We start from the raw sequence: 26,407 nt of genomic DNA, 5'->3' as shown, positions 1-26,407 counted from the left end.
AGCGGCGATGATGGCGCGCGGCGACCGTGGTCGGGGCCGCCACGCGCCGGAAATGCCTCAGATCAGGCGGAAGTCGGGTGGAACCTCGTCCCTGCCGTCAAGGATCAGCCGGGCCATGACCCGGGCGATCATCGGCGCCATGCCGAAGCCGATCTTGAACCCGCCATTGGCGACATAATGTCCAGAGCGGCCGGGCCAGGCGCCCAACAGCGGCGCCCGCGATCCGGCGCGCGGGCGGATCCCTGCCCAGCATTCGAGGATCGGGGCGTCGCGAAGGCCGGGGCAGATTGCGCGGGCGCGGACCACCAGCCCGTCGCACCGATCATCCGGATCAGGATGCGTGAAATCATTTTCCGTGGTTGAGCCGACCGCCGTCGTGCCATCGGCCTGGGGCACGACGTGCAGCCCGTCGGCAAAGATCTGTGCCGCCTCGGGGGCGGCATGGCCCAGCAGGACCGACTGCCCCTTGACGCCCTTGCCGACAGGGCGGTCCAGGGCTTGCGACAGATGCGCCAGCCCTTCGGCGCCGGTCGCCCAGAGGATGGGGCCGGTCTGGGGCCGGACCGACGTGCCTTCGCTGATCCGGCCACCGCTTGCCCGGATCGCATGGGCCAGCGCCTGCAGCGCGGCCCGGGGGTTCAGCCGCGCGGACAGCCCGTCTTCCAGCCACAGGCCCGAGGGGCTGTCAGGGATCAGGCTGGTCGCCGGGGCCTGCGTGATCCGCATCGCCATCGCGGCCGGCCAGCGGATCGCCGAGGCATCGAGGCGCGCCTCCAGCAGTTCGGCGGCCCCCTCCGCCAGGGGCTGGACCCGCCCGGTTCGCGCAAAGCCCGCGCAACGCCCCGAAGCGGTCTCGACCGCGCGCCAGAAATCATCGGCCATCAGCAGGCTGTCCAGCTGGAACTGTTTTTTCCGGTTCCAGTTTTCGGGCGCATGCGGCGCCAGCGCACCGACATGGCCGCCCGAGGATCCGGCCCCGATGCGGCGGGCCTCGATCACATGGACCCTGGCGCCCCGGCGTGCCATTTCCCAGGCGCAGGACAGGCCGAAAATCCCCGCCCCCATGATCGTGACGCTTGCCAAGACGCGAGCCTTTCCCCTAGTTCGGCGCATGGGTGATCTAGACGAAATCACGCCGGGCAGCCAGCCGGGACTGGATTGGCGCGAGGGGGGCGTGCCGGTCTCGACACGCTTTGACGATCCCTATTTCAGCCTGGCCGGCGGGTTGGCGGAAACGCGCCACGTCTTTCTGGCGGGCAACGATCTGCCCGCGCGTCTGCGCCCCGGTTTCCACATTGCCGAACTGGGCTTCGGGACCGGGCTGAACTGCCTCGCGCTGGCCAGGGTGGCGCAGGTGCCGATGCGAATGACCAGCTTCGAGGCGTTTCCGATGGCGCCGGAGCAGATGGCGCGCGCCCATGCGGCCTTTCCCGAATTGGCCGCGCTGGCGGCCGATCTGCGCGCGGGTCTGTCGGACGGCACGGCGATCCGCGTCGGCGCGGTCGAATTGCAGCTGGTGATCGGGGATGCGCGCGAAACGCTGCCGCGATGGCAGGGCTGCGCGGATGCTTGGTTCCTGGACGGGTTTTCGCCCGCGAAGAACCCCGAGATGTGGTCCGCCGCGCTGATGGCCGAGGTCGGCCGGCACACATCGCCGGACGGCAGCTTCGCCACCTATACCGCGGCGGGATCGGTGCGCCGCGCGCTGACGGCCGCCGGTTTCGCGGTCCGGCGTCAGCCCGGTTTCGGCACCAAGCGGCACATGATCGCGGGGCGGCGCGTCCCGGACTGATGCGCGCGCGGGTTGCCGCCGGGGCGGCTGGCGGGATAAGGCTGGGGCACCCTTGCGAAAGGCATCCGCGGACGTGAGCAAGCCCGATACGACATCCATGTTGTTCCGCCGCTTCTGGTCGGATTACCTCTATGTCCATCGTGGGCGGATGCTGGCGGCCTTCGCGCTGATGACGATCGAGGGCTCGACGCTGGCGCTGATCTCCTGGATGCTGAAGCCGCTGTTCGACCGGGTCTTCATCGGCAAGGAAACCGGGGCGATCTGGTGGGTCGGCACGGCGATCTTCGCGATCTTTCTGACCCGCGCGATCACCCTGGTCTCCAGCCGGGCGCTGCTGAGCCGGATCTCGCTGGACATCTCGACGCTGATGCAGACCAACCTGCTGGCCCATATCCTGACGCTGGACGGCCGCTTTTTCCGCGAGAACGCGCCGGGCGCGATGATCGAACGAATCCAGGGCGACACGCAGGCCGTTCAGGGCATCTGGGCCACGCTGCTGACCGGGGCCACGCGGGACGCGATCTCGCTGGTGATGCTGTTCGGCGTCACCTTGACCATCGATCCGGTCTGGACCCTGGCCGCGCTGATCGGCGCGCCGATCCTGATCGCGCCGGCGGCCGTCGTGCAACGCTATATCCGCCGCAAGATGCGCCAGAATCGCGTCAGCGCCAGCGCGCGCGCGACCCGGCTGGACGAGATCCTGCATGGCATCGCCTCGATCCGGCTGAACCGGGCCGAGGCCGACCAGACCCGACGCTTTTCCACGATCGTCCGCCGCATCCGGCAAGAGCAGGTCAAGCTGGCCGCGACCTCCAGCGTGATCCCGGCGCTGACCGATATTGTCACCGGCATCGGTTTCGTCGCCGTGCTGTCGCTGGGCGGCAAGGAGGTGATGGAGGGAAGCCGCAGCGTCGGCGATTTCATGTCCTTCTTCACCGCGCTTGCGCTGGCCTTCCAGCCGATGCGTCGGCTGGGCGGGCTGGCCGGAAGCTGGCAGACGGCGGCGGCCAGCCTGGAACGGGTCTATCAGGTCTTTGACACCAGGCCGACGGTTGTATCGGGCACGCGGACCGCGCCGCCCGATGACTGCGACATCCGGCTGTCGGATGTCTGGCTGTCCTATGACGGGCAGATGATCCTGCACGGATTGTCCTTCGCGGCCGAGGCGGGGCGAACGACGGCGCTGGTCGGTCCTTCGGGGGCGGGCAAATCGACGGTGTTCAACCTTCTGACACGGATGGTCGATCCCGACCGCGGCGAGGTGCTGCTGGGCGGTGTGCCGGTTGCGGATTACGACCTGGGCGTGCTGCGCGACCAGTTCTCGACGGTTTCGCAAGAGGCGGCGCTGTTCGACGAAAGCCTGCGCGACAACATGCTGATGGGCCGGCCCGATGCGTCCGAGGACGATCTTCGCCGTGCGATGGATGCAGCCCATGTCACCGATTTCGTCGATGCCGAAAAGCGCGGACTGGACAGCGCCGCGGGGCCAAGGGGGTCGTCGCTGTCGGGTGGCCAGCGTCAGCGCATCGCCATTGCCCGCGCCGTCCTGCGCGACGCCCCGATCCTGCTTCTGGACGAGGCGACCAGCGCGCTGGACACCGCCAGCGAACGGCTGGTGCAGGATGCGCTGGACAGGCTGGCGCGCGGGCGCACGACGCTGGTCATCGCGCATCGGCTGTCCACGATCCGCAATGCCGACAAGATCGTCGTGATCGAGGCTGGCCGGGTTGTGGAACAGGGTAGTCATGACCAGTTGATGGCAAGGCGCGGCGCCTATGCCCGCCTTGTCGCGCTGCAATTCGGAGAGAAACAATGAGCCGCCAGATCATCCGTGTGACCGGCGAGGATCGGCTGGATTTCCTGCAGGATCTGGTCACGAACGACGTGACCCGCGCACCCTGCTGGGCCGCGCTGCTGACGCCGCAGGGCAAGTATCTGGCGGATTTCCTGATCCTGTCCGATGGTGACGCGCTGCTGCTGGATGTCGATGCGGGGCTGGCCGAGGATCTGCTGCGGCGGCTGGGCATGTACAAGCTGCGCTCGAAGGTCGCGCTGGAGGCGGTGGCGATGCCGATCGCGCGCGGCACCGGCCCTGCGCCCGATGGCGCCATCGCCGATCCGCGCCACGACGCTTTGGGCTGGCGCCTTTACGGCCAGCGGGGCGATGACGGCAGCGACTGGGACGCGATCCGCGTCGCCCATTGCATCCCCGAAAGCCTGATCGAACTGATCCCGAACGAGACTTTCATCCTCGAGGCCGGATTCCAGCGTCTGCACGGCGTCGATTTCCGCAAGGGCTGCTATGTCGGTCAGGAAGTCACCGCGCGGATGAAGCACAAGACCGAATTGCGCAAGGGTCTGATCACCCTGCGCGTCGAGGGCGAAGCCCCGGTCGGCACCGCCATCACCCGCGAGGGGCGCGAAGTCGGCACCCTGTTTACCCAATCGGGCGGTCGCGGCATCGCCCATGTCCGCTTCGACCGGCTGGGCGCGGGGATGGAGGCAGGCCCGGCCCGAATCGTCGCCGAATGAGCGTCGGGGCCGGCATGGCCCCCGACGCGCAGCCACCGCTGCGCAAGATCATCCATATCGACATGGATGCCTTCTATGCCTCGGTCGAGCAGCGCGACGATCCGGAATTGCGCGGCAAGCCGGTCGCTGTGGGCGGCGGTTCGATGCGCGGGGTGGTGGCGGCGGCCAGCTACGAGGCGCGGGTCTTCGGGATCCGCTCGGCCATGCCCTCGGTCACGGCGCGCAGGCTGTGCCCCGATCTGATCTTCGTAAGGCCCCGGTTCGAGATCTATCGCGACATCTCGGGCCAGATCCGCGACATCTTTGCCGATTACACGCCGCTGATCGAGCCCCTGTCGCTGGACGAGGCCTATCTGGACGTGACCGACCACCTCTGGCCCGGCCAGACGGCGACGCAGGTGGCCCGCGAGATCCGCGCCCGCATCCGCGAGGCAACCGCGCTGACCGCCAGCGCCGGGGTCAGCTACAACAAGTTTCTGGCCAAGCTGGCCTCGGACCAGAACAAGCCCGACGGGCTTTGTGTGATCACGCCCGATCGGGGACCGGATTTCGTGCTGGCCCTGCCGGTGGGCAAGTTTCACGGCATCGGCCCGGCGACGGCGGGCAAGATGCGCGCGATGGGGATCGAGACCGGCGCCGATCTGCGGGCGCAGGACCTTGATTTCCTGACCCGGCGTTTCGGCAAGTCGGGGCGCTATTACTGGAACATCTCGCGCGGCATCGATCACCGGCAGGTCCGGTCCGACCGCATCCGAAAATCCGTCGGGGCCGAAAACACCTATTTCACCGACCTGATGGACCTGGCCCAGGCGCATGACGCACTGGCGCCCCTGGCCGGTAAGGTCTGGCGCCATGTCAGCCGCCATGGCTTGCGGGGACGGACGGTGACGCTGAAGGTCAAGTTTTCGGATTTTCAGCAGATCACACGGGCGCGGACCCTGCCGCGCGCCGTGGGATCCGAGGCCGAGATGCTGTCCATCGCCCGCGAACTGGCCGGCGCTGTCCTGCCCGATCCGCGCGGCGCCCGGCTGTTGGGGATCACGCTGTCGGGTTTCGATCGTGACGAAGATAGCGATCCGGTGCAGCTGAACCTGTTCGGGTAGAAATCGGCATGCCACCGCGCCGGGCGGCGTCCCGACCCTCCGACAGGGCGCGCCATCCTGCCGGACAGGGCCCGGGAAGTCCGATCCTCACCCGGTCAGGACGTGGCGCGCGTCAGGCCCGTTCGCTGTATTCGAAGACCTCGGTATTCACCACGATATCCTCGCCCTCGCCCACGAAGGGCGGGATCATGATGCGAACGCCGTTGTCCAGCATCGCGGGCTTGTAGCTGTTGGCGGCGGTCTGGCCCTTCACCACCGGCTCGGTCTCGGCGACCTTGCAGACGACCTTCTGCGGGATCGAGACCGAAAGCGCCTCGTCGCCGTAATATTCGATGGTCGCGGTCATGCCGTCCTGCAGGAAGGGGCGACGATCGCCCAGCAATTCGGCGTCCAGTTCGGTCTGCTCGAAGGTCTGGCTGTCCATGAAGACCAGCTTGCCGTCCATTTCATACAGGAATTGCTGATCTTTCTGGTCCAGCCGGACACGCTCGACCTTGTCCTCGCTGCGGAAACGTTCGTTCAGCTTGCGGCCGTCGCGAAGATTTTTCAACTCGACCTGGGCGAAGGCGCCGCCCTTTCCCGGCTTGACGTGATTGACCTTCACGGCGGCCCAGAGGCCGCCGTCATGTTCCAGCACATTGCCGGGCCGGATTTCGTTGCCGTTGATCTTGGGCATGGGATTCTCTTGACGGATGATGAGAGGTTCGCGCCGTCCAGACGTTGAATGGCGTTGAAGCGCCCCTATATCGGGACAGGCCGTGGCTGGCAACCGGAACGGTATGCGGGCGTTGTCAAGCTGATATCCGTGGCGGAAGGCCGCCGCCGTCCGGCGGGCCGTCGAAATTTTGCGTGTTTTTGCCCGCCTTGCAGGCTACGCATGGCTGTCATGCAGTCGAAGTAATATCGAATCGGGGTCAGGATGGTCTAAGCCAAACGGCACCGTCGGAGAAACGGAAGAAAAAACGAAGGGTTGACCCAGAGTCTTCCCGCAAGGGCCTCGGTGGTATCATCGGGCCAGAGGAAATGGACGAACGATATGCGCGATTTTGTTGACGGCTCGGCTTTCAATTTCGAGCAGGGCCAGCGTGCCCGCAAGCTGTTTGCGGCGGTGGTTCTGGCTGCTTTGGATGACGCCATTGCAGATGACAAGAAATACGGCAACGGCCCCGAGCAGATCGCCCGGTGGGCGCGTTCGCGCGACGGACGCGAGGTTCTGTCCTGCGCCGGGATCGACCCGAACGAGCGGGTCGTCAAGGGATTGATGGACTTCGTCTCGAAGGGCGTCCGGACCTCGGTGGCGCTGTCGCGCGAGGAAAGCGAACGGCGCATGGCCGCCGAGGCCGAGGCCGAGGCGGCGTGACCCCTCTGCGGATCGCTCGCAGACAAGACTGAAACCGCACGGATCGGTAACAAGGCCCCCGCCATCTGCGGGGGTTTTCCATTTTCCTGCGGACCGGGTGCGACGGCTGGTGGCCGGCGCAGCCGGTTCCAGCGCTGTATCCGGCGTGCAGGACAGGGCCGGGCCGGCGACCGGCGCCGGCTTCCGTGGCGGCCTGACCGGCCTGGCCGCAGCGCGGTCGCAAAACGAAACCCCGCCGGAATGACGGGGTTCGTCGGCTTTCAGGCGGGCCGCGATGGCCGCCGCGTCGCGGACATCGCTTCGGTCAGCGCTTGCGGAACAACTGCCAGCCGCCGGCGACAGCCATCGCGGCGATTGCGGCCTTGACCAGCGCGCCGGCCAGGAACGGCATCACCGCCAGCGCGGCGGCCTCGGACAGGGATTTGCCCAGCACCAGCGACAGCGCCAGGGCGCCCGGCACGAACAGCATCAGTCCCGGCACGAGACCGGCGACAAACAGGCGCAGGAAGCCGCGGTCCAGCCCGCGTTCGACCAGCCAGCCGGTCAGCCAGGCCATGCCGACAAAGCCCCACAGGAAGCCCGCCGTCGGCCCCATCAGCGGCGCGATCCCGCCCGAGGCATTGGCAAAGACCGGCAGGCCCACGGCGCCTTCGGCCAGATAGGCCAGCATCGTCGCCGCCGCCAGACGCGAGCCATAGGTCAGCCCGATCAGCGTGATGGCCAGAGTCTGCAAGGTCATCGGCACCGGCCACATCGGTACGCTGGCCTGGGCGGACAACGCGACCAGAGCCGAGCCGGCCAGAACCAGCAGGATGTTCGTTCGGGTCGAGCGGGCCGGCAGCGCGGCTTGGGTCAATGTCATGGCGGGGCCTCTTCCTGGTGCGAAATTCGTGGCCGAATGTTCACGCAGCGGGCGCGAAAGTCAATCGGCCGGTCGGCGAAAGGGTCTTGCGCGGGCACCGCTCTTTTGCGAAAGGCTGCCGCCATGACACAGGATCAGACCACCGAGGAAACAGGCAGGATCGCGCTGGTGACAGGCGCGTCGCGCGGTCTTGGCGCGGCCCTGGCCGAGGGGCTGGCCCGGCGCGGATTTCATGTGCTGGCCGTGGCCCGGACCGTGGGCGGCCTGGAAGAGCTGGACGACCGCATCCGGGCCTCGGGCGGCAGCGCGACGCTGGCGCCGATGGATGTGACCGACGCGGCGGCGATGCAGCAGATGGTGCAGGCCGTGGCCGAACGATGGGGCGGTCTGGATCTGTGGGCACATTGTGCGATCCACGCCGCACCGCTGTCGCCGGCGCCGCATATCGACGGCAAGGATTGGTCGAAATCGCTGCTGGCCAATGTCGAGGTCGTGCGCGGCCTGATCGCCCTGATCGAGCCGCTGCTGCGCATACGCCAGAGCACCGCCCTGTTCTTCGACGATCCTCGCGCCGGACAGAAATTCTTCGGCGCCTACGGCGCGACGAAGGCCGCGCAGATCGCGCTGGTGCGAAGCTGGCAGGCCGAGAACGCAGCGATCGGCCCGCGCGTGGTCATCGCGGAACCGGCCGCGATGCCGACCGCCACCCGCGGACGGTTCTTTCCCGGAGAGGATCGCGCGGTGCTGACGTCCTGTCGCCACGAGGCCGAGCGGATCCTGGACGCGCTGTAGCCCCGCGTCCCGCGACCGCCGGGGGACCTTGCGTCCCCCGGACCCCCTGCAAGGTATTTGGAAAGAGGGCGAGGTCAGGCGATCGGGGCCGTGGCCCGGTCCAGCCATGCGCCCGTGTCCTCGTCGAGCAGCGGCGACAACGTTTCGCGGACCTGCGCGTGATAGCCATCCAGCCACCGGGCCTCGGCCGGTGACAGCGCGGCGCGGTCGATGCAGCGCGTGTCTATGGGGCAGAGTGTGATCGTCTCGAACCCCAGCATGGTGCGGCCTTCCTCGGACGGGGCCTCGATCACGGCGATCAGGTTTTCGAGACGGATGCCGAAGCTGCCCTCGCGGTAATAGCCCGGCTCGTTGGACAGGATCATGCCGGGCTCCAGCGCGATGTCACTGGTCCGGCTGATCCGGGCCGGGCCTTCATGGACGCACAGCGCGGCGCCGACGCCATGGCCGGTGCCATGGTCGTAATCCAGCCCCTGTTGCCACAGGAATTGCCGCGCCAGCGCGTCCAGATGCGCGCCCGCCACGCCCCTGGGAAAGCGCGCCCGGCTAAGCGCGATCAACCCGCGCAATACGGCGGTATAGGGGGCGACGGCGTCGGGCGGAGGCTGGCCCAGCGGCAGCGTGCGGGTGATGTCGGTGGTTCCGTCGGGATACTGGCCGCCCGAATCGATCAGCAGCATCGTGCCGGTCGAGAGGCGGCGATTGGTGGTCTCGGTCACGCGGTAATGGACGATGGCGCCGTTGGGGCCCGCGCCGCAGATCGTGTCGAAGCTGATATCCGTGATGCCCTGGTCGGATCGCAGGGATTCGAGTTTTCGGACGACATCGATTTCCGTCAGCGACGCCGGATCCCGCGCCTCCAACCATGCCAGCAGCCGCACCATCGCCACGCCGTCGCGCAGATGCGCCTGGCGCATTCCGTGGAGTTCGGCGGAATTCTTGCGGGCCTTGGGCAGGATCGCCGGGTCCGGGGCGCGGGCGATATCGGTTCCGGCCTGTTCCAGCAGGCGGAAGACGGCCTCGGGCGCCGTTGCGGGGTCGAGGCGCACCGGGCCTTCGAGGTCCAGCAGGGCGGCGGACAGGCTCTCGGGGTGCAGAATCGAAACCGCGTTGCCAAGCGTCGTCCGCAAGCCGTCGTCGAATTTCGCCGGATCGGCGAACAGCGCCAGATGGCCGTCATCGGACAGGACGGCAAAGCCTTGCACCACGGGGTTCCTTGGCAAATCCTTGCCGCGGATGTTCAGAAGCCAGGAAATCGAATCGGGCAGCGACAGAAAGGCCGCCGCCTGACCGTCCTTGCGCAGCGCGGCAGCCAGACGGGCGCGTTTGCCGGCGGCGCTTTCGCCCGCCAGTGCCTCGTCATGGGCACGGGCCCGGCCGACGGGCGGGGCAGGGCGGTCGGTCCAGACGGCATCGAGCGGGTTGCGGTCCATCGCGATCAGGCCGATGCCGCTGTCGGCAAGCCCCTTTTCCATCGTCTCGATTTCCTTGCGCGTGTGCAGCCAGGGATCGAAGCCGGCCCGCCCTCCGGCCGGCAGGGCGTCGCGCAGCCAGTCCGAGGGCCTCGTATCAGGCCAGGGGACAGGGGTGAAATGCGCCGGATCGACCTGCGATTTCACCTGCACCCGGTAGCGGCCGTCGACGAAAACACCGGCCTTGTCCGCCGTAACGATGGCGAAGCCCGCGCTGCCGGTGAAGCCTGTCAGCCAGGCTAGCCGCGCATCGGCTTCGGCCACATATTCGCCCTGATGCGAATCGGCGCGTGGCACGATGAAGGCATCGAGACAGGCGGCCTTCATCCGCTGCCGCAGCGCGGCCAGCCGGCCTGCGTGATCGCCGCCACCGGCCCGGTCGTCAAAGGACTGAAAGCTCACAATTCGATCGCCTTCATCACTTCGGGTTCGATCACCATGACCCCCGGCAGATCCGCCACCAGCGCCTCGGCCGATTGTTCAAGCAGGGGGAAGGTCTTGTAATGACAGGGAATCACGGTCTTGAAGGCGAAATAGCGCCTCGCAGCATAGGCCGCCCGCTTCATGTCCATGGTGAAATGTCCGCCCGCGCAGAGGATGCCGATATCGGGCTTGTGGTAATCGCCCATCCATTCCATGTCGGCCATGATGTCGGTATCGCCGCTGACATAGATCACCTGCCCCTCGCCGGCGATCATGTAGCCCGATTCGTGGCCCGCATAGATCGGCCCGTCCGCCCCGTCCAGCGAACTGGAATGGGCCGCGTTCACCATCGTCACCTTTGCCCGGCCCAGATCGACGGTGCCGCCCTTGTTGAAGCCGATCCCGTCGATTCCGTGATGCGTGCTCCAGCCGTTGATCAGGTCATAGATGCCAGCGACCGGTATTTTCAGCTCTTTCGCAATGGCCAGCGTGTCGCCGGAATGATCGCCGTGCCCGTGGGTCAGCAGGATGTGGGTCGCGCCCTGAATGGCCGCGTCACGGCCGTTTTCGGGAAAGACCGGATTTCCCGACAGCCAGGGGTCGATGAGGATCACGGCATCCTCGATTTCAAGGCGAAAGCCGGAATGTCCAAGCCAGGTCAGTTTCATCGAGACCTCCTTTGCGATGTCGGTCGAAGCCTAGCGGCGCCTTGTCCGACTGACCAGAGCGGGCGCGGCTGTTGATTTCCTCTGGCCGACCGCTTACGCGCACGAACCAGTGCCGGTCCCGCGCGGCTCGCCGACGACAGGATGGGCCGCCACGGCAAGGAGAGGAGCGGATGACGATCTTCGTCTCGGGCGATTCCAATTCGGTCCGTCGCGATGGCTGGGTCGCCGGATTGATCGCCCATCCCGACACGCCGGCCGAGGTGCGCAACATCTCGATCGGCGGCGCGCCCTCGCATATGAGCTTGCTGCGGGCGATGCGCGAAACCGGCATGGGGCGCGGCGACGTCCTTATCTGGGCCTATGGCATCAACGACGCGCTCTATATCCGGAATGCCGGCTATACGGTTGACGAGATGATCGGGGTCTTGCGTCAGATCATTGCGATCTGCGCGGATCGCGGCGTCGTCTTCGCGCCGATGATCTTCCAGCCGCGCCGACCCTCGCAAATCCGGCGGAAATCGCCCTATCGTGCCGCGCTGCACGATCTGTTCGGGGCAAGCGGCATCCCCTATTTCGATGTCGATGAAGCCTATCTCGCCGTCCATCCCGACAGCGCGACGCTGCCAGTGGAGTTTTACCAGGACTATCTGCATTACGCGAATGATCCGGCGGTTTTCGGCCACATCGTCGCCGGGGCGCTGGATCTGATCCGGCGCGGCAGGGTGCCCCACCATCCCGGCGCCGATCTGCCCTCGATCCGCCTCGTGACGGATTTTCCGGGGGCCGGGCGGGGCGTTCTGGAAAACAGCGCCGTGGGACGCGTCACGACGTGGGATCCGGGTCCGGACGGCGTTCAGGTCCGGCTGCCCGGCCCCGGCAGGATTGTCGGGCTGTTCGTGACCACGACGCGGCAGGGCGGGGTCTGGAACCTGACGTTCCAGGGCGCGTCCGATCAGGTTTCGGTGGCCTTCGCCGACCGGGATTTCAATCGCACGATGCTGAAATTCATCTCTCCGGAAGCCGTGACCGGGCGCTCTTTCGCGCATGACGGCCCGGAGATCCTGCGGATCGGCTGGTCGGACGAACCGGGCAGGGTGCTGGCCGATTTCTGGTTCCTGTCCGAACCCGATCCGCAGGATCGTTCGGGTCGCGAAGCGCGGCTGGTCGCCGTCATGACCGAAAATCGTGGACAATGCCGCGAAGGCGGAACGGGATGCGCCTGACCCGCGGCTAGACCGGGGCCGCGTCGTCCAGCCGCAACCGCAATCTTTCGCGCCCGCCCCAGGTGGACAATTCCAACTTGCCCGCCAGATGAAAGCGCCGGCCCTTCGCACCGATCAGCGCGGGCCCGAGGGGGCCGTTCATCGCGCCCCAGGCCACGGCCTCCAGCGAGGGGCCGCCCGGGCTGCGGAAGGACAGCCGCAGATGGCTGTCGCCCATGGTCGCGGCGCTGTCGATCAACTGGTCGGCAAAGGCGAAACGGGGCGCCGGGGCGGCCTGGCCATAGGGTCCGGCATCTTCGAGTTGGCGGAACATCTGCGGCGTGGCCCCCGCGCCCTCCAGCAGCCCCGAAACGCGCAGGTCGCGGCTGCCGCTGCGCTGCGACAGATCGCGCTCGATCAGGTCGGCCAGCCGTGCCATCGCGTCGGGAATACGGGCGGCCTCGACCGTCAGACCGGCGGCCATCGCGTGCCCGCCACCTTTCAGCAGCAGGCCCTCCTGCGCCAGCCGCTGGACCGCACGGCCCAGGTCGACGCCGGGAACCGAACGGGCCGATCCCTTTCCGATTCCGCCCTCGATCCCGATCACGACCGAGGGCAGGTCGCTGGCCTCCTTGACCCGCGCCGCGACGATGCCCACGACGCCCGGATGCCAGCCATCGCCGGCCGCCCATGACAGGCGCGCATCGCCGCGCGCCTCGACCTGGGCCAAGGCTTCGTCGCGCACCGCCGCCTCGATCGCGCGGCGATCGCGGTTCAGCCCGTCCAGATCCGCGGCCAGCCGCCCGGCCTCGACGGGATCGGTCGCCGACAGGCACAGCGCGCCCAGATCGGCGCGCCCGACGCGCCCCCCGGCATTGATCCGTGGGCCCAGAAGGAAACCCAGGTGAAAGCTGTTGGGCGGCCCGTCCAGCCGCGCCACGTCGGACAGCGCAACCAGTCCCGGCCGCTGTCGCCGTGCCATGATCGCCAGCCCGGTCCTCACGAAAGCCCGGTTGACCCCCACCAGGGGCGCCACGTCGGCCACCGTCGCCAGCGCCACCAGATCCAGCATCGACAGCAGATCGGGCTCGGGCCGGCCCATCCGGCGCAGCACGCGCCCGGCCTGAACCAGCGTCAGGAAGACCACGCCGGCGGCGCAGAGATGGCCCAGCGATCCGTCCTCGTCCGCCCGGTTCGGGTTCACCACGGCCAGCGCGGGGGGCAGGGTCTCGCCGCCCAGATGGTGGTCCAGCACGATCACGTCGCGGCGCCCGGCGGCGGCAAGCGCATCATGGCTCAGCGTGCCGCAATCGACACAGATGATCAGATCATGCGCGGCGGCCAGTGCCTCGATCGCCGGCGCGTTCGGACCATAGCCCTCGTCGATCCGGTCGGGGACATAGAGGGTCGCGTCCCGGCCCTGTCGCCGCAGCCAGTCCAGCAGCAGCGCGGCCGAGGTGCCGCCATCGACATCGTAATCGGCGAAGATCGCGATCCGCTGTCCGCCGACAGCAGCCGCCACGATCCGCTCGGCCGCCGTCTCCATGTCGCGCAGGGTCAAGGGATCGGGAAGAAGATCGCGCAGCCTCGGCGTCAGAAAGGCCTCGTGGGCGCCGGCCTCGATTCCGCGTTCGGCCAGAACCCGCGCCACCGCCAGCGGCAGGGCGGACTTCTGCGCCAGCCCCTCGGCCAGCCGCTCCAACGCGGCATCCGGACCGATCCAGCGCCGCCCGCTCAGCGATTGCTCGATCCCCAGAAACGCCACGCGGCTCCTTTCGACTTGCAGAAATCCTCCCCAGGCGGGCCCGGGGCCGGGCGGCGCGGCCTACCTTACCGGGTTGCGATACAGCATCCGCCTGACCGAGCCGGTCTTGGACCGCATCAGGATCGTCTCGGTCTCGATATAGCCGGGCCGGGTGTGAACGCCGCGCACGATCGAGCCGTTCGTCACCCCGGTCGCGGCGAAGATCACGTCCGCCGTCACCAGATCGTCGCGGGTATAGATGCGGTCGAAATCGCTGATCCCGGCCTTGCGTGCGCGGCCGCGCTCGTCCTCGTTGCGAAACAGCAGCCGACCCCACATCTGTCCGCCCATGCATTTCAGCGCCGATGCGGCCAGAACCCCCTCGGGGGCGCCGCCGGAGCCCATATACATGTCGATCCCGGTCAATTCGGCCTCGGCGGTGTGGATGACCCCCGCCACGTCGCCATCGGTGATCAGCCGGATCGCGGCGCCCGTCTCGCGAACCTCGGCGATCATTTCCTCGTGGCGCGGACGCTCGAGGATGCAGACGGTGATGTCGCTGTCGCGGCAGGCCCGCGCACGGGCCAGCGCCCGAACCCGTTCGGCCGGGCTCATCCGGAGGCTGACCACATCCTTGTCATAGCCCGGCCCGATGGCCAGCTTGTCCATGTAGACGTCAGGCGCATGAAGCAGGGTTCCACGCGGCGCCATCGCGATCACCGTCAGCGCGTTCGGCATGTCCTTGGCGGTCAGCGTCGTGCCCTCCAGCGGGTCCAGCGCGATATCCACCTGCGGCCCCTGACCGGTGCCGACCTCTTCGCCGATATACAGCATCGGCGCCTCGTCGCGCTCGCCCTCGCCGATGACGACCACGCCCCTGATGTCCAGCATGTTCAGCTGATCGCGCATGGCATTGACGGCGGCCTGATCAGCGGCCTTTTCGTCGCCGCGCCCGATCAGCAGGGCCGAGGCATGGGCCGCCGCCTCACTGACGCGGGCCAATCCCAGGGACAGCATGCGGTCGTTGAAATCCCCGGGCGCATTCATGATCGGTTCCTCGTCACCTGCCTCGTCGCTGGGCTTCTACGCGGCGCTCGCCGGGCGGGCAAGCCTTGACGGCGCTAACAGCGCTCAGGCCTCGGCCAGATCCAGCGACAGGGCGTGGATCCGCGGCACGATATCGCCCAGCGTGCGGTGAACAAGCCGGTGCCGCTCGATCCGGCTCAGCCCGGCAAAGGCGGCCGCGGTCATTCGGATGTGAAAATGACTCTCGCCGCCCTCGCGAAAACCCGCATGTCCGCGATGGGATTCGCTGTCGTCCACGATCTCCAGCCGTTCGGGGCGCAGAGCTTCCAGCCTGTTGCGCATCTCGTCCGCGATCATCCGCACATCCTTTCGTCAAGACCTTTCATGTCGCCCGAAATAGCCTAAACTGCCGCCTCCGAGTCGCAAAGGTGCCCGAGAATGAGCAGCAAAGACCCCTTCGGATTCGACATTTCGGCCGCGAAGGACAAGAAGCGCAAGAACAAGGGACGCCGCGGCATGTCGGGCGCCTTCGAAACCTCGACCCGCATCTGCGAACGGGAAGGATGTGACGAGGCGGGGCAATACCGGGCGCCCAAGAACCCGCGCAACCTTGATGATTATTTCTGGTTCTGCAAGGAACATGTGCGGGAATACAACGCCAACTGGAACTATTTCCAGGGCCAGTCGGAAGAGGAATTCCAGCAGTTCATCGACAATGCGACGGTCTGGGAAAGGCCGACGAAACCCTTCGGCCGCGCCGCCGAGGAACAGAAATGGGCTCGCCACGGCGTCAGCGACCCGCACGAGATCCTGGGTGCCAACGGCACCGCGCCCGAGGCCCGCGCCCGGGTCGCGGCCCGCAAACTGCCGCCGGCCGAACGCAAGGCGCTGGAAATCCTTGAAGCCCGCGACGGCTGGTCACGGACCGAAATTCGCCGCCAGTACAAGTCGCTGGTCAAGGATCTGCATCCGGACATGAATGGCGGTGACCGCTCGGACGAGGATCGTCTGGCCGAGGTCGTCTGGGCCTGGGATCAGGTCAAGGACAGCCGGTATTTCCGCGACTGAGGCGGATCACGCCGCGCCGGTCCCTCGCCCTCTTTCCAAATACCTCCGGGGGGGGCGCGTCAGCGACGGGGGGCGGCGCCCCCCTTGCGACGGAACAGCCGGGGCGCGGCGGCCGCCATCAGCAGCACCAGCGCCACCAGCACCACCACCGGCATCGAGCCCCACCTGATCCAGACGGTCGGCGGCAGCGCGCCGGGCAGCTTGGCGTCGATCTTGCCGGCGACGCCAAGGCCAAGGGACTGGCGAACCGCGCCGCGGGCATCGATCACGGCGCTGACGCCGGTATTGGCCGCGCGCATCATCGGCAATCCGGATTCGATGCTGCGCAGGCGGGCCTGGGCAAGATGCTGATACGGACCCAGGAAGCGGCCGAACCAGCCGTCATTCGTGGCCTGCAACAACCATGCCGGACGATTGTCCAGACCGCGAAGATGCTGGGGAAAGATCGCCTCGTAGCAGATCAGGGGCTGAAAGGGCGGCAGCTTGCCGGCCTGCATCGAGGCCGGGCCGGAGCCGGACGAATAGCCGCGTCCCGATTGCGCTGCAAAGGCCGAGATGCCGAACCTTGCCAGCGCATCGCCCCAGGGAATGTATTCGCCAAAGGGCACCAGGTGGAACTTGTCGTAGACCGCTTCGGGTCTGCCCTGCGCGTCCAGCGCGACGAGACTGTTGAAATAGCGGCCGCCCTCTCGCCGCTGGATGCCGGTGACCAATGGGGCACCCGCTGACCCGGCCAGGACCGGCAGCACGCCCTCGGCATCGTTCAGCAGGAAATTCACCGCCGTCTCGGGCCAGATCACAAGATCGCGGGGGCCCGGCTCGGCCGACAGATCCAGCAGGCGGCGGAAAAAGACCGCGGACCATTCCGGGTCCCATTTCAGCTTTTGTTCGGCATCGGGCTGGACGATCCGGATGGTGAAATCGGTATCGGGCGGCAGGGGGCGCGACAGCCGGTTCAGGCCCAGAGCCCAAAGCCCGCCGGTTGCAAGGATTGCCAGCCCGATGCCCGGCAGGAAACCGGTCGCGCGGCGTTCGAAGGGTCGCCACAGCGCTGCGGGCAGGACGGCAAGCGCCATCGTTATCGCCGACAGCCCGATGGCGCCCGTGCTCGAGGCGATCTGCGCAATCGGGGTCGAGATCCAGGTATGCCCGACCAGGTTCCAGGGCAGGCCGGTGAAAAGCCAGCCGCGCAGCCAGTCCGACAGAACCAGCGCCGCCGCGATGGTCAGGCTGCGGCTGCGCCAGCCGGGTGCGGCAAGTGCGGCCAGCCAGCCGGGAATGGCCCAGAACAGGGCGCCGCCAAGCGCCATCAGGATCAGCGCGAAAGGCGCCATCCAGCCATAGATCTCGGGTTCGACCAGGAAAGGCTCGACGATCCAGCTCATGCCCAGGCCGAACCAGCCCAGCCCCGCCGCCAGCAGATGCCAGAACGCGGCCTGCGGGTTGGCGCGGCAGGCGCGCCAGATCAGGATCGCGAAGGCCACCGGAGCCAGCCCCCAGACATCGAAGGGCGCAAGGCCCAGCGACGCGATCATGCCAAGCGCCAGATCGGGCAGAAGCTGGCGCAGCGGCGGTCGCCGGCCAGAGCGCAGGCGCGGCGGGGTCAGGCGGTCGCGCATCGTCGAGGCTCAGGCGTCAGCGTCGGCATTGTCCCCGGTTGCGGGGGCATCGGCCTTCTTGCGGCGGGGCCGCCTGGGCTTGGGCATGGGCGTCTCCTCGGCCCCGGGCTTGGCCGGCTCGGCCTCGGCCTCTGCGGCAGGGTCGGCCTTCTTGCGGCGACTGCGGGCCGGTTTCGCGGCCGCGTCGCTGTCCGCGGCGCCGGTATCGTCCTCGGCCGCGCTGTCCTTCTTTGCGGTCTTGGCGCGGCTGCGGCGCGGTTTTGGCGCGTCCGCCGCCGCCTCGGCGGTCTCGGACTTGGCGGCCGCAGCCTTGCGACGGGTTTTCCTCGGCTTGTCGTCCGGCGTTTCTGCCTGTGCCTCGGCGGGGGCTTCGGCCGCCGCGGGTGTCTCGGCCGGCGTTTCGACCATGGCCTCCGTCGGCGGCGCCGATTCCTCCGGCTGCTCGGGCGACGCGGGCCCGGTCGCCGTCTCGGCCTCGGCGGTCGAGGATTTGCGGCGCCGGCTGCGCTTTGGCCGGGGCTGTTCCTGCGGTTTCCCGGCATCGTCGTCGCTGGTTGCCGGGGGCTCGTCACGGGTGGCGCTGTCCAGCGCCGACCGGATCGGCACCAGCATGAAGTCCGGAACGTGATCGCCCATGCCCTGCACCGGCTGGCCGCGATCCTCGCCGCGGCCCCTGCGTCCTCCGCGCCGGTCGTCGCGCCGGTCCTGCTGGCCGGATTGTTCGCGGCGTTCGGGCTGCTGCGGTGCGGTTTCGGCCTCTGGCGCGCGCGTCTTCTCGGGTTGATCGACGCGCGGGCTGTCCTCGCGCGGGCGATCCTCGCCGCCGCGACGGCTGCGGCTTCGGCCGCGCCCCCCGCGACCGCGGTCGTCGCCATCCCTGCGAGACGAGGATGGCGCCGCGTCCGTCAGCGAAAATCCCGTTGGCGCCTCGGCGCGCGGCAGGCTTTGCTTTACCAGGCTTTCGATGGCCGAAAGATATTTCTCGTCCGAGGGCGTGGCGAGGCTGATGGCGGTGCCCTGACGGCCCGCCCGGCCGGTGCGGCCGATGCGATGGATATAATCCTCGGCATGGCTGGGCAGATCGAAATTGAACACATGGCTGACCGCCGGAATGTCCAGCCCGCGTGCCGCCACGTCCGAGGCGACCAGCAGTTTCAGGCTGCCGTCGCGGAAACTGTCCAGGGTCCGGGTGCGGTGGCTCTGTTCCAGATCGCCGTGGATCGGGGCGGCATCATAGCCGTATTTGGCCAGCGACTTGGCGACGATGTCCACATCGGTCTTGCGGTTGCAGAAGATGATCGCGTTCTTCAGCCCGCCGGTTTCGGTCGCGAGACCCTCGGCATCGATCAGGGCGCGCAGCAATTCGCGCTTCTGCTTGGCGGCCTGATCCTTGCGGGTGGGCGTGAACTGGATCAGCTTCTGGGTGATGGTTTCGCTGGCGGTGGCCTGGCGGGCAACCTCGATCCGTTCGGGGGCGTGCAGGAAGGTGTTGGTGATCCGTTCGATCTCGGGCGCCATCGTGGCGCTGAAGAACAGCGTCTGGCGGGTGAAGGGGGTCAGTTGGAAGATGCGTTCGATATCGGGGATGAAGCCCATGTCCAGCATCCGGTCAGCCTCGTCCACGACCATGATCTGCACGCCGGTCAACAGCAGCTTGCCGCGTTCGTGATGGTCCAGCAGGCGGCCCGGCGTGGCGATCAGCACATCGACGCCGCGATCGATCAGCTTGTCCTGTTCGGCAAAGCTGACGCCGCCGATCAGCAAGGCCTTGGTCAGCTTGGTGTGCTTGGCATAGGTATCGAAATTTTCGGCCACCTGCGCGGCCAGTTCGCGCGTCGGGCACAAGACCAACGACCGCGGCATCCGCGCGCGGGCCCGACCACGACCCAGCAGCGTGATCATCGGCAGGGTGAAGCTGGCAGTCTTGCCGGTGCCGGTCTGGGCGATGCCCAGAACGTCGCGGCCTTCCAGCGCGGGCGGAATGGCCCCTTCCTGGATGGGTGTCGGGTTCTCGTAGCCGGCCTCTTCGATGGCCTTCAGAACCTTGGGGTCGATTTTCAGATCGGAGAATTTCGTCATGCGGGGGCTTTCCATTGGCCGCGCCAATCGCGCGCCGCGTTCCATGCCGTGCGCCCGAATGGCGCATCAGTCGGCTGTCATGGGACGCAGTTCCGCACGCCCCTTCGGTCGTTCCGCCGGATGCGGACCCGCCTCGCCTAAACCAACCGGGCAGGAAGGTCAATCTTTCCGGCCGAAAACCTGCCACAATGGCAGTCGACAGGGAACCTTTCGGCCGGCAGACGCTTGGACGCGGGACACCGGCGCACAGAACGAGGGACAGGAATGGAGATGGACGTGACCGGCGGGCTGAGCCCGATCCAGGCCTTCGCCGTGGTCGGTATCGCGGGGGTGGGCGCGCAATGGCTGGCATGGCGGTTCCGCCTGCCCGCGATCGTGCTGATGCTGGCCGCCGGGTTGCTGCTGGGCCCGGTCACGGGAATTTTCGTGCCGGCCCGCGATATCGGCGATCTGATCAAGCCGATGATCGCGCTGGCCGTTGCCGTGATCCTGTTCGAGGGGGGCCTGACGCTGAGCCTGAAAAAGCTGGCCGATGCCCGGCCGGGCGTCAGGCGGCTGGTCTATATCGGGGCGCCGCTGGGCTGGATCCTGTCGTCGCTTGCGCTGGTTTTCGGTGCCGGGCTGGGCTGGGAATCGGCCATCGTCTTCGGCGGGGTCATGATCGTCACCGGACCCACGGTCATCGCGCCCCTGCTGCGACAGGCCAGGCTGACCTCGCGGCCGGCGCAGGTCCTGCAATGGGAAGGCATCGTCAACGACCCGATCGGCGCCCTTGTCGGCGTCATCGCGCTGGAAATCGTGCTGGTCTATCGCACCGGTGTCACCGCCGGCGAGGCCATCGGACAACTGGTTCTGGGCGTCGGCTTCGCGGCGCTGATCGGGGCCGTGGCGGGCTACATGCTGGTGCAGGCCTTCCGGCGCGGCTGGGTGCCCGAATACATGAAGGTTCCGCTGCTTTTCGTCGCCGTGCTGGCGATCTTCGCGGTATCGGACACGCTGTTGCAGGAAAGCGGGCTGCTGGCGGTGACGGTCATGGGGCTGGTCGTCGCGAATGCCGATCTGCCCAGCTATCACGAACTGCACCGCTTCAAGGAACATGCGACGATCCTGCTGGTTTCGGGGGTGTTCATCCTTCTTGCGGCGGGTGTGGAATTCGACACGCTGGCGCAACTGAACTGGCTGCGCGCGGGCATCTTCGTCGCGCTGGTGGTGCTGGTGGCGCGGCCGCTGACGGTCCTGATCTCGCTGATCGGATCGAACCTGACCCTGCCCGAACGGTTTCTGATCGCCCTGACCGGGCCGCGCGGGGTGGTGCTGGTCGCCGTCTCGGGCATCTTCGGCGAGAATCTGGTATCGGCGGGGATCGACGACGGCGCGCAGATCGCGCCGCTGGCCTTCGTGCTGGTGCTGGTGACGGTCGTGCTGCACGGCTTCACCCTTGCGCCGCTGGCGCGGCGGCTGGGTCTGACCTCGGGCGAGAAGCCGGGCCTGATGATCGTCGGCGGCTCGCTGTTCGCGACGGGCCTGGCAAAGGCGCTGGAAAAGGCCGAGGTGAACGTGCTGATCACCGACACCAACCGCGATCATCTGCGCACCGCGCGGGCCCAGAACATTCCCACCTTCTATGGCGACATTCTGGGCGAGGCGGCGGAAAGCAACGTCGAGTTCATCACCTATTCGGGGATCCTCTCGGCATCCGACAACGACGCCTACAACACGCTGGTCGCCACCGATCTCGCACCGGAATTCGGTCGCGAGGCGATCTGGCAGCTTGCCCGCCACAAGGAAGATCGCGCCCGGCATGCGCTGCCCTCGCAACTGGGCGGGCAGACCATCGACGGCAACCGCACGCTGGCCGAGTATCTGGAACTTCTGGCCGAGGGCTGGATTTTCCGCACCACGCGCCTGACCGAGGAATACCGGCTGGACGACTGGCGTGCGGTGCGCGAGGGCGCGATCCCGCTGGCGGTCGTGCAGGACGGCAAGCTGTGGTTCGTCACCGATCCCGACAGCGATGTCGTGGACAAGGCGGGGGTGCGGATCGTGTCGCTTCTGCCGCCCGACATCGCCGACCAGATCGCGCGCGAGAACGAGGCGCAGGCCAAACCGCAGGAAAAGGCCCGCCGGATCGCCCGCGACGAGGCCGAGGCCGTCAAGCGCGGTCAGGGCAATGGCAGCGTCAAGGGCGGCGAATCGGGGCAGGAGGCCGAAGAGCTGCGCGAGGATATGCAAGATGATTCCGAACTGATCGAGACCCAGGGCAAGGTCGCCGATCCGGACAGCGATGAGGATCACAGCAGCCAGCCCGATCCGGATGCGGCGCTGGAGGACGAGGAACGGCCGAAAGACCGAAAGGATCGGGATTCGCAGGACTGACGATCCGACCGGGCGGGCATTCCCGTCCCGGTCGCGGATCCCCCGACCGCAATCCCGGCGCGGCGGGTGTCGTCCGGCCGCGCATCGCCCCCTGACCGGGACCGGTGGGCGCGTTTCCGATGCCGGGATCGCCGACAGATGCCCCTGCTTCCTGGCGCGCTTCGGCCACCGCTGTTGACCTTCCATATCCGCAGGCGATAACCGGCAGGCTGAATGTCAGGAAGCCGATCATGAACCTTTTCACCGATCTTCGCGGTATCGTCATCGAGGCGCTGGACCAGATGGCCGGGGCGGGCGAAGTGCCTGCCGGTCTCGACACCGCCAATGTCACGGTCGAGCCGCCGCGCGATCCGGCCCATGGCGACATGGCGACCAATGCCGCGATGGTGCTGGCCAAGCCCGCCGGCATGAAGCCGCGCGAGATCGCCGAAAAACTGGCCGCCCGGCTGACCGATCCCCGCATCGCAGGCGCCGAGGTGGCGGGACCGGGCTTTCTGAACCTGCGCCTCGCGCCCTCGGTCTGGCAGGGTGTGGTCAGGACGGCAATCCGCGCGGGCCGCGATTTCGGCCGTTCCGGCATCGGCGCGGGCCACAAGGTCAATGTCGAATTCGTCAGCGCCAACCCGACCGGCCCGATGCATGTGGGCCATGTCCGCGGCGCGGTCTTTGGCGACGCGCTGGCCAATCTGCTGGCCTTTTCCGGCCACGAGGTGACACGCGAATATTACATCAACGACGGCGGCGCGCAGGTCGATGTGCTGGCCCGCTCGGCCTATGAGCGTTACCGCGAGGCCAATGGGCTGGAACCGGAAATCCGCGAAGGGTTGTATCCCGGCGATTACCTGATTGCGGTTGGCGAGGCGCTGAAGGACAGATACGGCGACAGCCTGCTGGAGCGCCCCGAGGAGGAATGGCTGGCCGAGGTGCGCGATTTCGCGACCGAGGCGATGATGGGGATGATCCGCCAGGATCTGGCCCTGCTGGGCGTCCGGATGGACATCTATTCCAGCGAAAAGGCGCTTTACGGCAGCGGCAGGATCGAGGCGGCGATCAAGCGCCTGGACAGCTTGGGCCTGATCTATCGCGGCGTGCTGGAGCCGCCCAAGGGCCGACTGCCCGAGGATTGGGAGGCGCGCGAACAACTGCTTTTCAGATCGACCGCCCATGGCGACGACGTGGATCGGCCGATCCAGAAATCGGATGGCGCCTGGACCTATTTCGCCCCCGACATCGCCTATCACTGGGACAAGATCGACCGGGGCTTCGATCAGTTGATCGACGTGTTCGGCGCCGATCACGGCGGCTATGTCAAGCGGATGAACGCCGCGGTGAAGGCATTGTCGAACGGCCGCGTGCCGCTGGACATCAAGCTGATCCAGCTGGTCAAGCTGTTCCGGAACGGCGAGCCCTTCAAGATGTCCAAGCGGGCGGGCACCTTCGTCACCCTGCGCGATGTCGTCGAAGAGGCAGGTTCGGATGTGACCCGTTTCATCATGCTGACGCGCAAGAACGACGCGGCGCTGGATTTCGACTTTGCCAGGGTGCTGGAACAATCCCGGGACAACCCGGTCTGGTATGTCCAGTATGCCAGCGCGCGGGTCAGTTCGGTCCTGCGCCGCGCGACAGAGGTTGGCATCGACGTCTCGGATTCGGCCCTTGCGGACGCCGATCTGTCGAAACTGGCCCATCAATCAGAACTTGACCTGGCCCGGAAAGTTGCCGAATGGCCACGCCTTGTCGAACATGCCGCCCGCGCGCACGAGCCGCATCGGATCGCGTTTTTCCTCTACGAGATCGCGTCCGACCTGCATTCGCTGTGGAACCGGGGCAATGACGATCAGTCGCTGCGCTTTGTCCAGGATGGCGATTCGGCCACGAGCCAGGCAAAAATCGCGCTGGTCCGGGCGGTTGGCGTTGTCATTTCCGCCGGTCTGGGTATCCTTGGCGTCACTCCGGTCGAGGAAATGCGCTGACCAAAGGCGCCCCGGCCGAAGTGGACGAGCAGTCGAGGCAAGTCGGATCAACCGGCAGACAGGCAGGCTATGGCAGTAATGGATTTCCGCGAAGGCGGTTACGTGTTCTCGCGGCACAAGGTGCGGCGCGAATTCTCTTACGATCAGGACAACTGGGACGGCGCCGGCGATGCCGTATCCGGCGACAGCCGATTCGCGGCCGATCCCGACGGGTCGGAAGGCATTTCGGTTCGGTTGACCCGGCTGACCCATTATCTGGGCGCCGTGGCCTCGGTCGGGCTGATGGTCGGTCTGATGGTCTGGGGCTGGCAACTGGTGTCGCGCGATGTGTCGGGCGTGCCGGTCATCAAGGCCATCGCGGGCGATGCCCGCACCACGCCCGAGGATCCGGGCGGCAAGCTGACCTCTTACACCGGCTATTCGGTCAACGGCGTGACCGAGGGGGCCGAACCCGCGCGAACCGATACGGTCGCGATCGCGCCCGCCGCGGTGGGCCTGACCGACGAGGATGTCGCGATGGGCACGCTTGGCGCCGAGGCGCGCGATCCCGCCAATACGCCCGACGCGCCGCTCAGCTTCGATGGCGAGGAAATCACGCCGATGTCTGACAGCGAGGCCCGCGCCCTGGCCGAGGAACAGGCGGCGGCCGAAGCGAACCGCCTTGCCGTGGCCAGCGATTCGGTCGAGGATTCCTCGGTCATCGACGCGCCCGTGATCGAGGGATCGGTCAACGAGGCGCTGACCGACGAGAACGGCGTCCCCGCGCAGACCGATGCGATCAACGCGGCTCTGGCGCAGGCGCAGGCCGCGGCCAATCTTGGCGCCATTGTGGCCTCGCCCCGTCCGGCTCCGCGCCCGCGCATCACCCGTCTGGCCTCGGCCGGCACGATGGCAACCGACGCGGCGCCGGCGGCCCCGGCCCGCCGCCCGGCCGAGCCGACCGCGAAGCCGGCCGTCGATACCGGCAGCGGCCCGCTGGTCCAGCTTGGCGCCTTTGACAGCAATGCCATCGCCAACGGCGAATGGAACCGCCTTTCGGGCAAGTTCGGCTCGCTGTTCTCGGACAAGGGGCAGGTGATCCAGAAATACGATTCGAACGGCCGCACCTTCTGGCGGTTGCGCGTGGCAGGCTTTTCCTCGATCAGCGATGCGCGCCAATTCTGTTCGGCGGTCAAATCGGGCGGCACGGACTGCATCGCGCTGTCGCGCTGATGGCGCCGAACGCGACGATCCTCGGCGGCATCGCCGGGACCAGCCTCACGACGGGCGAGCGGTCCTTTTTCCGCCAAGCCGATCCGTGGGGCTTCATCCTGTTCGGCCGCAACGTGGACGACCCTGACCAGCTGCGCCGCCTGACCGGTGATCTGCGCGAGGCCGTGGGCCGCGACGCGGTGATCACCGTCGATCAGGAAGGCGGCCGCGTCCAGCGCCTGCGGGCGCCGCATTGGATGGAATGGCCCGCACCGCTGGATCAGGCCCCGGCCGGGCCGCGCGCCATGTGGCTGCGACACTACCTGATCGGGCGCGAATTGCGCGATTGCGGCATCGATTCGGATTGCGCGCCGACGCTGGATGTGGCGCAGCCCGACACTCATCCCTTCCTGCGCAACCGCTGTCTCGGAACCGATCCGCAAACCGTCGCCGAACTGGGCCGCGCTGCCGCCGATGGCCTGCTGGCTGCCGGAGTGCTGCCGGTTGTGAAACACATGCCCGGACATGGCAGGGCTGCCGCCGACAGCCACAGCGACCTGCCCGTGGTCACCGCGCCACTGGCCGAACTCGACGCAACGGATTTCGCGCCGTTCAGGGCGCTCAACGATCTGCCGATGGGCATGACCGCCCATATCCGCTTTGCCGACCTGGACGACGCCCCCGCCACCGCCTCGGCCCGGATCATCGCGCTGATCCGCGACCGGATCGGCTTCGACGGCCTGCTGATGAGCGACGATATCACCATGAACGCCCTCGCCGGGTCCGAATCCGACCGTGCCGCGGCCTCGATCGCCGCCGGATGCGATCTGGTTCTGCATTGCAACCGCGATGTGGCCCAGATGGAACCGGTGGTCGCCGCCGCGGGGCCGATGACGCCCCTCGCCCGCCGCCGTGCCGATGCAGCACTTGCCCGGCGCCGTGCGCCCCGGAATCTGGACCGTGCCGCGCTGCTCGCCGAATGGCGCGCGCTGACCGCCTGATTTCTTCGTTGCACAAATACCCCTTGCGCGCCCGCCGCGCTTGACTCGCGCAGGGCTTGGGCCGAGTCTGCCCGTCGCAGCAAACGGGAATTCCCTTGGCCAGATCCTCGACAGACGTTCCCTA

Annotated in this window: 22 protein-coding genes; 12 read left to right on the top strand and 10 right to left on the bottom strand. The window is 67.6% G+C overall.

Annotated elements, in window-relative coordinates; all coding sequences use genetic code 11:
• Positions 1–57: 57 nt before the first annotated feature.
• Positions 58–1,113, bottom strand: a complete 1,056-nt coding sequence (locus tag B4A72_RS06620; protein ID WP_292957916.1) for an NAD(P)/FAD-dependent oxidoreductase — start codon at positions 1,111–1,113, stop codon at positions 58–60.
• On the opposite strand from B4A72_RS06620, the gene mnmD reads away from it, so the two are divergent.
• The 4 genes from mnmD to dinB all read left to right on the top strand — a co-directional run bounded on the left by mnmD (position 1,112) and on the right by dinB (position 5,427).
• Positions 1,112–1,792 carry a tRNA (5-methylaminomethyl-2-thiouridine)(34)-methyltransferase MnmD gene (mnmD, locus tag B4A72_RS06615; RefSeq protein ID WP_292957913.1) on the top strand — a complete coding sequence of 227 codons (681 nt, stop codon included), beginning with the start codon at positions 1,112–1,114 and terminating at the stop codon, positions 1,790–1,792. The two genes, B4A72_RS06620 and mnmD, sit on opposite strands and share 2 nt — an antisense overlap.
• Before the next feature lie 97 nt (positions 1,793–1,889).
• On the top strand, positions 1,890–3,608 hold the full coding sequence (locus B4A72_RS06610) for an ABC transporter ATP-binding protein (RefSeq protein WP_292978250.1): 1,719 nt from the start codon (positions 1,890–1,892) through the stop codon (positions 3,606–3,608).
• Positions 3,605–4,324, top strand: coding sequence for a YgfZ/GcvT domain-containing protein (locus B4A72_RS06605; RefSeq protein ID WP_292957910.1), 720 nt, complete (start codon positions 3,605–3,607; stop codon positions 4,322–4,324). The genes B4A72_RS06610 and B4A72_RS06605 overlap by 4 nt, the downstream gene beginning before the upstream one ends.
• Positions 4,321–5,427 carry a DNA polymerase IV gene (dinB, locus tag B4A72_RS06600; protein WP_292957907.1) on the top strand — a complete coding sequence of 369 codons (1,107 nt, stop codon included), beginning with the start codon at positions 4,321–4,323 and terminating at the stop codon, positions 5,425–5,427. Before B4A72_RS06605 ends, dinB begins: the two co-directional genes overlap by 4 nt.
• Positions 5,428–5,539: 112 nt before the next feature.
• Here dinB and efp read toward each other — a convergent pair whose 3' ends face one another.
• The gene (gene efp / locus B4A72_RS06595) at positions 5,540–6,103 is read right to left on the bottom strand and encodes an elongation factor P (RefSeq protein ID WP_292957904.1); all 564 of its coding nucleotides are present in this window, start codon (positions 6,101–6,103) and stop codon (positions 5,540–5,542) included.
• 360 nt (positions 6,104–6,463) lie between these two features.
• Here efp and B4A72_RS06590 point away from each other — a divergent pair, with 360 nt between their 5' ends.
• Positions 6,464–6,787, top strand: a complete 324-nt coding sequence (locus B4A72_RS06590) for a DUF6280 family protein (protein WP_292957901.1) — start codon at positions 6,464–6,466, stop codon at positions 6,785–6,787.
• A 304-nt stretch (positions 6,788–7,091) separates the two neighbouring features.
• Here the strand turns inward: B4A72_RS06590 and B4A72_RS06585 are convergent, their stop codons facing one another.
• Positions 7,092–7,649 carry a biotin transporter BioY gene (locus B4A72_RS06585; RefSeq protein ID WP_292978246.1) on the bottom strand — a complete coding sequence of 186 codons (558 nt, stop codon included), beginning with the start codon at positions 7,647–7,649 and terminating at the stop codon, positions 7,092–7,094.
• A 123-nt stretch (positions 7,650–7,772) separates the two neighbouring features.
• Between B4A72_RS06585 and B4A72_RS06580 the strand changes: the two genes are divergently transcribed.
• On the top strand, positions 7,773–8,441 hold the full coding sequence (locus tag B4A72_RS06580; protein ID WP_292957895.1) for an SDR family NAD(P)-dependent oxidoreductase: 669 nt from the start codon (positions 7,773–7,775) through the stop codon (positions 8,439–8,441).
• A 74-nt stretch (positions 8,442–8,515) separates the two neighbouring features.
• On the opposite strand, the gene B4A72_RS06575 is transcribed toward B4A72_RS06580, so the two are convergent.
• Positions 8,516–10,315, bottom strand: coding sequence for an aminopeptidase P family protein (locus tag B4A72_RS06575; protein ID WP_292978245.1), 1,800 nt, complete (start codon positions 10,313–10,315; stop codon positions 8,516–8,518).
• Positions 10,312–11,004, bottom strand: coding sequence for a metal-dependent hydrolase (locus B4A72_RS06570; protein ID WP_292957889.1), 693 nt, complete (start codon positions 11,002–11,004; stop codon positions 10,312–10,314). Before B4A72_RS06570 ends, B4A72_RS06575 begins: the two co-directional genes overlap by 4 nt.
• Before the next feature lie 170 nt (positions 11,005–11,174).
• Between B4A72_RS06570 and B4A72_RS06565 the strand changes: the two genes are divergently transcribed.
• Positions 11,175–12,227, top strand: a complete 1,053-nt coding sequence (locus B4A72_RS06565; protein ID WP_292957886.1) for an SGNH/GDSL hydrolase family protein — start codon at positions 11,175–11,177, stop codon at positions 12,225–12,227.
• Positions 12,228–12,234: 7 nt separating this feature from the next.
• On the opposite strand, the gene recJ is transcribed toward B4A72_RS06565, so the two are convergent.
• The 3 genes from recJ to B4A72_RS06550 form a co-directional block, all read right to left on the bottom strand.
• The gene (recJ, locus tag B4A72_RS06560; RefSeq protein WP_292957883.1) at positions 12,235–13,971 is read right to left on the bottom strand and encodes a single-stranded-DNA-specific exonuclease RecJ; all 1,737 of its coding nucleotides are present in this window, start codon (positions 13,969–13,971) and stop codon (positions 12,235–12,237) included.
• A 60-nt stretch (positions 13,972–14,031) separates the two neighbouring features.
• Positions 14,032–14,997 carry a class II fructose-bisphosphatase gene (glpX, locus tag B4A72_RS06555; RefSeq protein WP_292957880.1) on the bottom strand — a complete coding sequence of 322 codons (966 nt, stop codon included), beginning with the start codon at positions 14,995–14,997 and terminating at the stop codon, positions 14,032–14,034.
• Between the two features lie 84 nt (positions 14,998–15,081).
• A complete protein-coding gene (locus tag B4A72_RS06550; protein ID WP_292957876.1) occupies positions 15,082–15,333 on the bottom strand; it encodes a BolA family protein in 252 nt (83 codons plus the stop codon).
• 81 nt (positions 15,334–15,414) lie between these two features.
• Here B4A72_RS06550 and B4A72_RS06545 point away from each other — a divergent pair, with 81 nt between their 5' ends.
• Positions 15,415–16,044 (top strand): J domain-containing protein, encoded by a 630-nt coding sequence (locus B4A72_RS06545; RefSeq protein WP_292957873.1) that lies wholly within the window; start codon positions 15,415–15,417, stop codon positions 16,042–16,044.
• Positions 16,045–16,103: 59 nt separating this feature from the next.
• Here the strand turns inward: B4A72_RS06545 and lnt are convergent, their stop codons facing one another.
• Positions 16,104–17,663, bottom strand: coding sequence for an apolipoprotein N-acyltransferase (gene lnt / locus B4A72_RS06540; protein ID WP_292957871.1), 1,560 nt, complete (start codon positions 17,661–17,663; stop codon positions 16,104–16,106).
• Between the two features lie 9 nt (positions 17,664–17,672).
• Complete coding sequence (locus B4A72_RS06535) at positions 17,673–19,742, bottom strand: DEAD/DEAH box helicase (RefSeq protein ID WP_414692491.1); 2,070 nt, start codon at positions 19,740–19,742, stop codon at positions 17,673–17,675.
• Between the two features lie 264 nt (positions 19,743–20,006).
• Here B4A72_RS06535 and B4A72_RS06530 point away from each other — a divergent pair, with 264 nt between their 5' ends.
• From B4A72_RS06530 to nagZ, 4 genes are all read left to right on the top strand, one after another.
• Positions 20,007–22,118: a cation:proton antiporter gene (locus tag B4A72_RS06530; RefSeq protein ID WP_292957869.1), complete on the top strand. Its 2,112-nt coding sequence runs from the start codon at positions 20,007–20,009 to the stop codon at positions 22,116–22,118.
• Positions 22,119–22,348: 230 nt separating this feature from the next.
• Complete coding sequence (gene argS / locus B4A72_RS06525) at positions 22,349–24,091, top strand: arginine--tRNA ligase (RefSeq protein ID WP_292957866.1); 1,743 nt, start codon at positions 22,349–22,351, stop codon at positions 24,089–24,091.
• Positions 24,092–24,160: 69 nt separating this feature from the next.
• Positions 24,161–25,303, top strand: a complete 1,143-nt coding sequence (locus B4A72_RS06520) for an SPOR domain-containing protein (RefSeq protein ID WP_292957863.1) — start codon at positions 24,161–24,163, stop codon at positions 25,301–25,303.
• A complete protein-coding gene (gene nagZ / locus B4A72_RS06515; protein WP_292957860.1) occupies positions 25,303–26,283 on the top strand; it encodes a beta-N-acetylhexosaminidase in 981 nt (326 codons plus the stop codon). Before B4A72_RS06520 ends, nagZ begins: the two co-directional genes overlap by 1 nt.
• The last annotated feature ends 124 nt before the right edge of the window (positions 26,284–26,407 follow it).

The organism is Paracoccus sp. UBA5162 (assembly GCF_002413585.1).
Taxonomy (GTDB): Bacteria; Pseudomonadota; Alphaproteobacteria; order Rhodobacterales; family Rhodobacteraceae; genus Paracoccus.
The sequence above is the reverse complement of the archived record's forward strand: the minus strand, read 5'-3'. Positions and strand labels throughout refer to the sequence as shown.

Bases quoted from the DNA above. Each gene is read 5' to 3' on its own strand.
- mnmD (WP_292957913.1), top strand. From the start codon at position 1,112: ATGGGTGATCTAGACGAAATCACGCCGGGCAGCCAGCCGGGACTGGAT.
- B4A72_RS06620 (WP_292957916.1), bottom strand. From the start codon at position 1,113: ATGCGCCGAACTAGGGGAAAGGCTCGCGTCTTGGCAAGCGTCACGATC.
- B4A72_RS06610 (WP_292978250.1), top strand. From the start codon at position 1,890: ATGTTGTTCCGCCGCTTCTGGTCGGATTACCTCTATGTCCATCGTGGG.
- B4A72_RS06605 (WP_292957910.1), top strand. From the start codon at position 3,605: ATGAGCCGCCAGATCATCCGTGTGACCGGCGAGGATCGGCTGGATTTC.
- dinB (WP_292957907.1), top strand. From the start codon at position 4,321: ATGAGCGTCGGGGCCGGCATGGCCCCCGACGCGCAGCCACCGCTGCGC.
- efp (WP_292957904.1), bottom strand. From the start codon at position 6,103: ATGCCCAAGATCAACGGCAACGAAATCCGGCCCGGCAATGTGCTGGAA.
- B4A72_RS06590 (WP_292957901.1), top strand. From the start codon at position 6,464: ATGCGCGATTTTGTTGACGGCTCGGCTTTCAATTTCGAGCAGGGCCAG.
- B4A72_RS06585 (WP_292978246.1), bottom strand. From the start codon at position 7,649: ATGACATTGACCCAAGCCGCGCTGCCGGCCCGCTCGACCCGAACGAAC.
- B4A72_RS06580 (WP_292957895.1), top strand. From the start codon at position 7,773: ATGACACAGGATCAGACCACCGAGGAAACAGGCAGGATCGCGCTGGTG.
- B4A72_RS06570 (WP_292957889.1), bottom strand. From the start codon at position 11,004: ATGAAACTGACCTGGCTTGGACATTCCGGCTTTCGCCTTGAAATCGAG.
- B4A72_RS06565 (WP_292957886.1), top strand. From the start codon at position 11,175: ATGACGATCTTCGTCTCGGGCGATTCCAATTCGGTCCGTCGCGATGGC.
- glpX (WP_292957880.1), bottom strand. From the start codon at position 14,997: ATGAATGCGCCCGGGGATTTCAACGACCGCATGCTGTCCCTGGGATTG.
- B4A72_RS06550 (WP_292957876.1), bottom strand. From the start codon at position 15,333: ATGATCGCGGACGAGATGCGCAACAGGCTGGAAGCTCTGCGCCCCGAA.
- B4A72_RS06545 (WP_292957873.1), top strand. From the start codon at position 15,415: ATGAGCAGCAAAGACCCCTTCGGATTCGACATTTCGGCCGCGAAGGAC.
- lnt (WP_292957871.1), bottom strand. From the start codon at position 17,663: ATGCGCGACCGCCTGACCCCGCCGCGCCTGCGCTCTGGCCGGCGACCG.
- B4A72_RS06535 (WP_414692491.1), bottom strand. From the start codon at position 19,742: ATGACGAAATTCTCCGATCTGAAAATCGACCCCAAGGTTCTGAAGGCC.
- B4A72_RS06530 (WP_292957869.1), top strand. From the start codon at position 20,007: ATGGAGATGGACGTGACCGGCGGGCTGAGCCCGATCCAGGCCTTCGCC.
- argS (WP_292957866.1), top strand. From the start codon at position 22,349: ATGAACCTTTTCACCGATCTTCGCGGTATCGTCATCGAGGCGCTGGAC.
- B4A72_RS06520 (WP_292957863.1), top strand. From the start codon at position 24,161: ATGGCAGTAATGGATTTCCGCGAAGGCGGTTACGTGTTCTCGCGGCAC.
- nagZ (WP_292957860.1), top strand. From the start codon at position 25,303: ATGGCGCCGAACGCGACGATCCTCGGCGGCATCGCCGGGACCAGCCTC.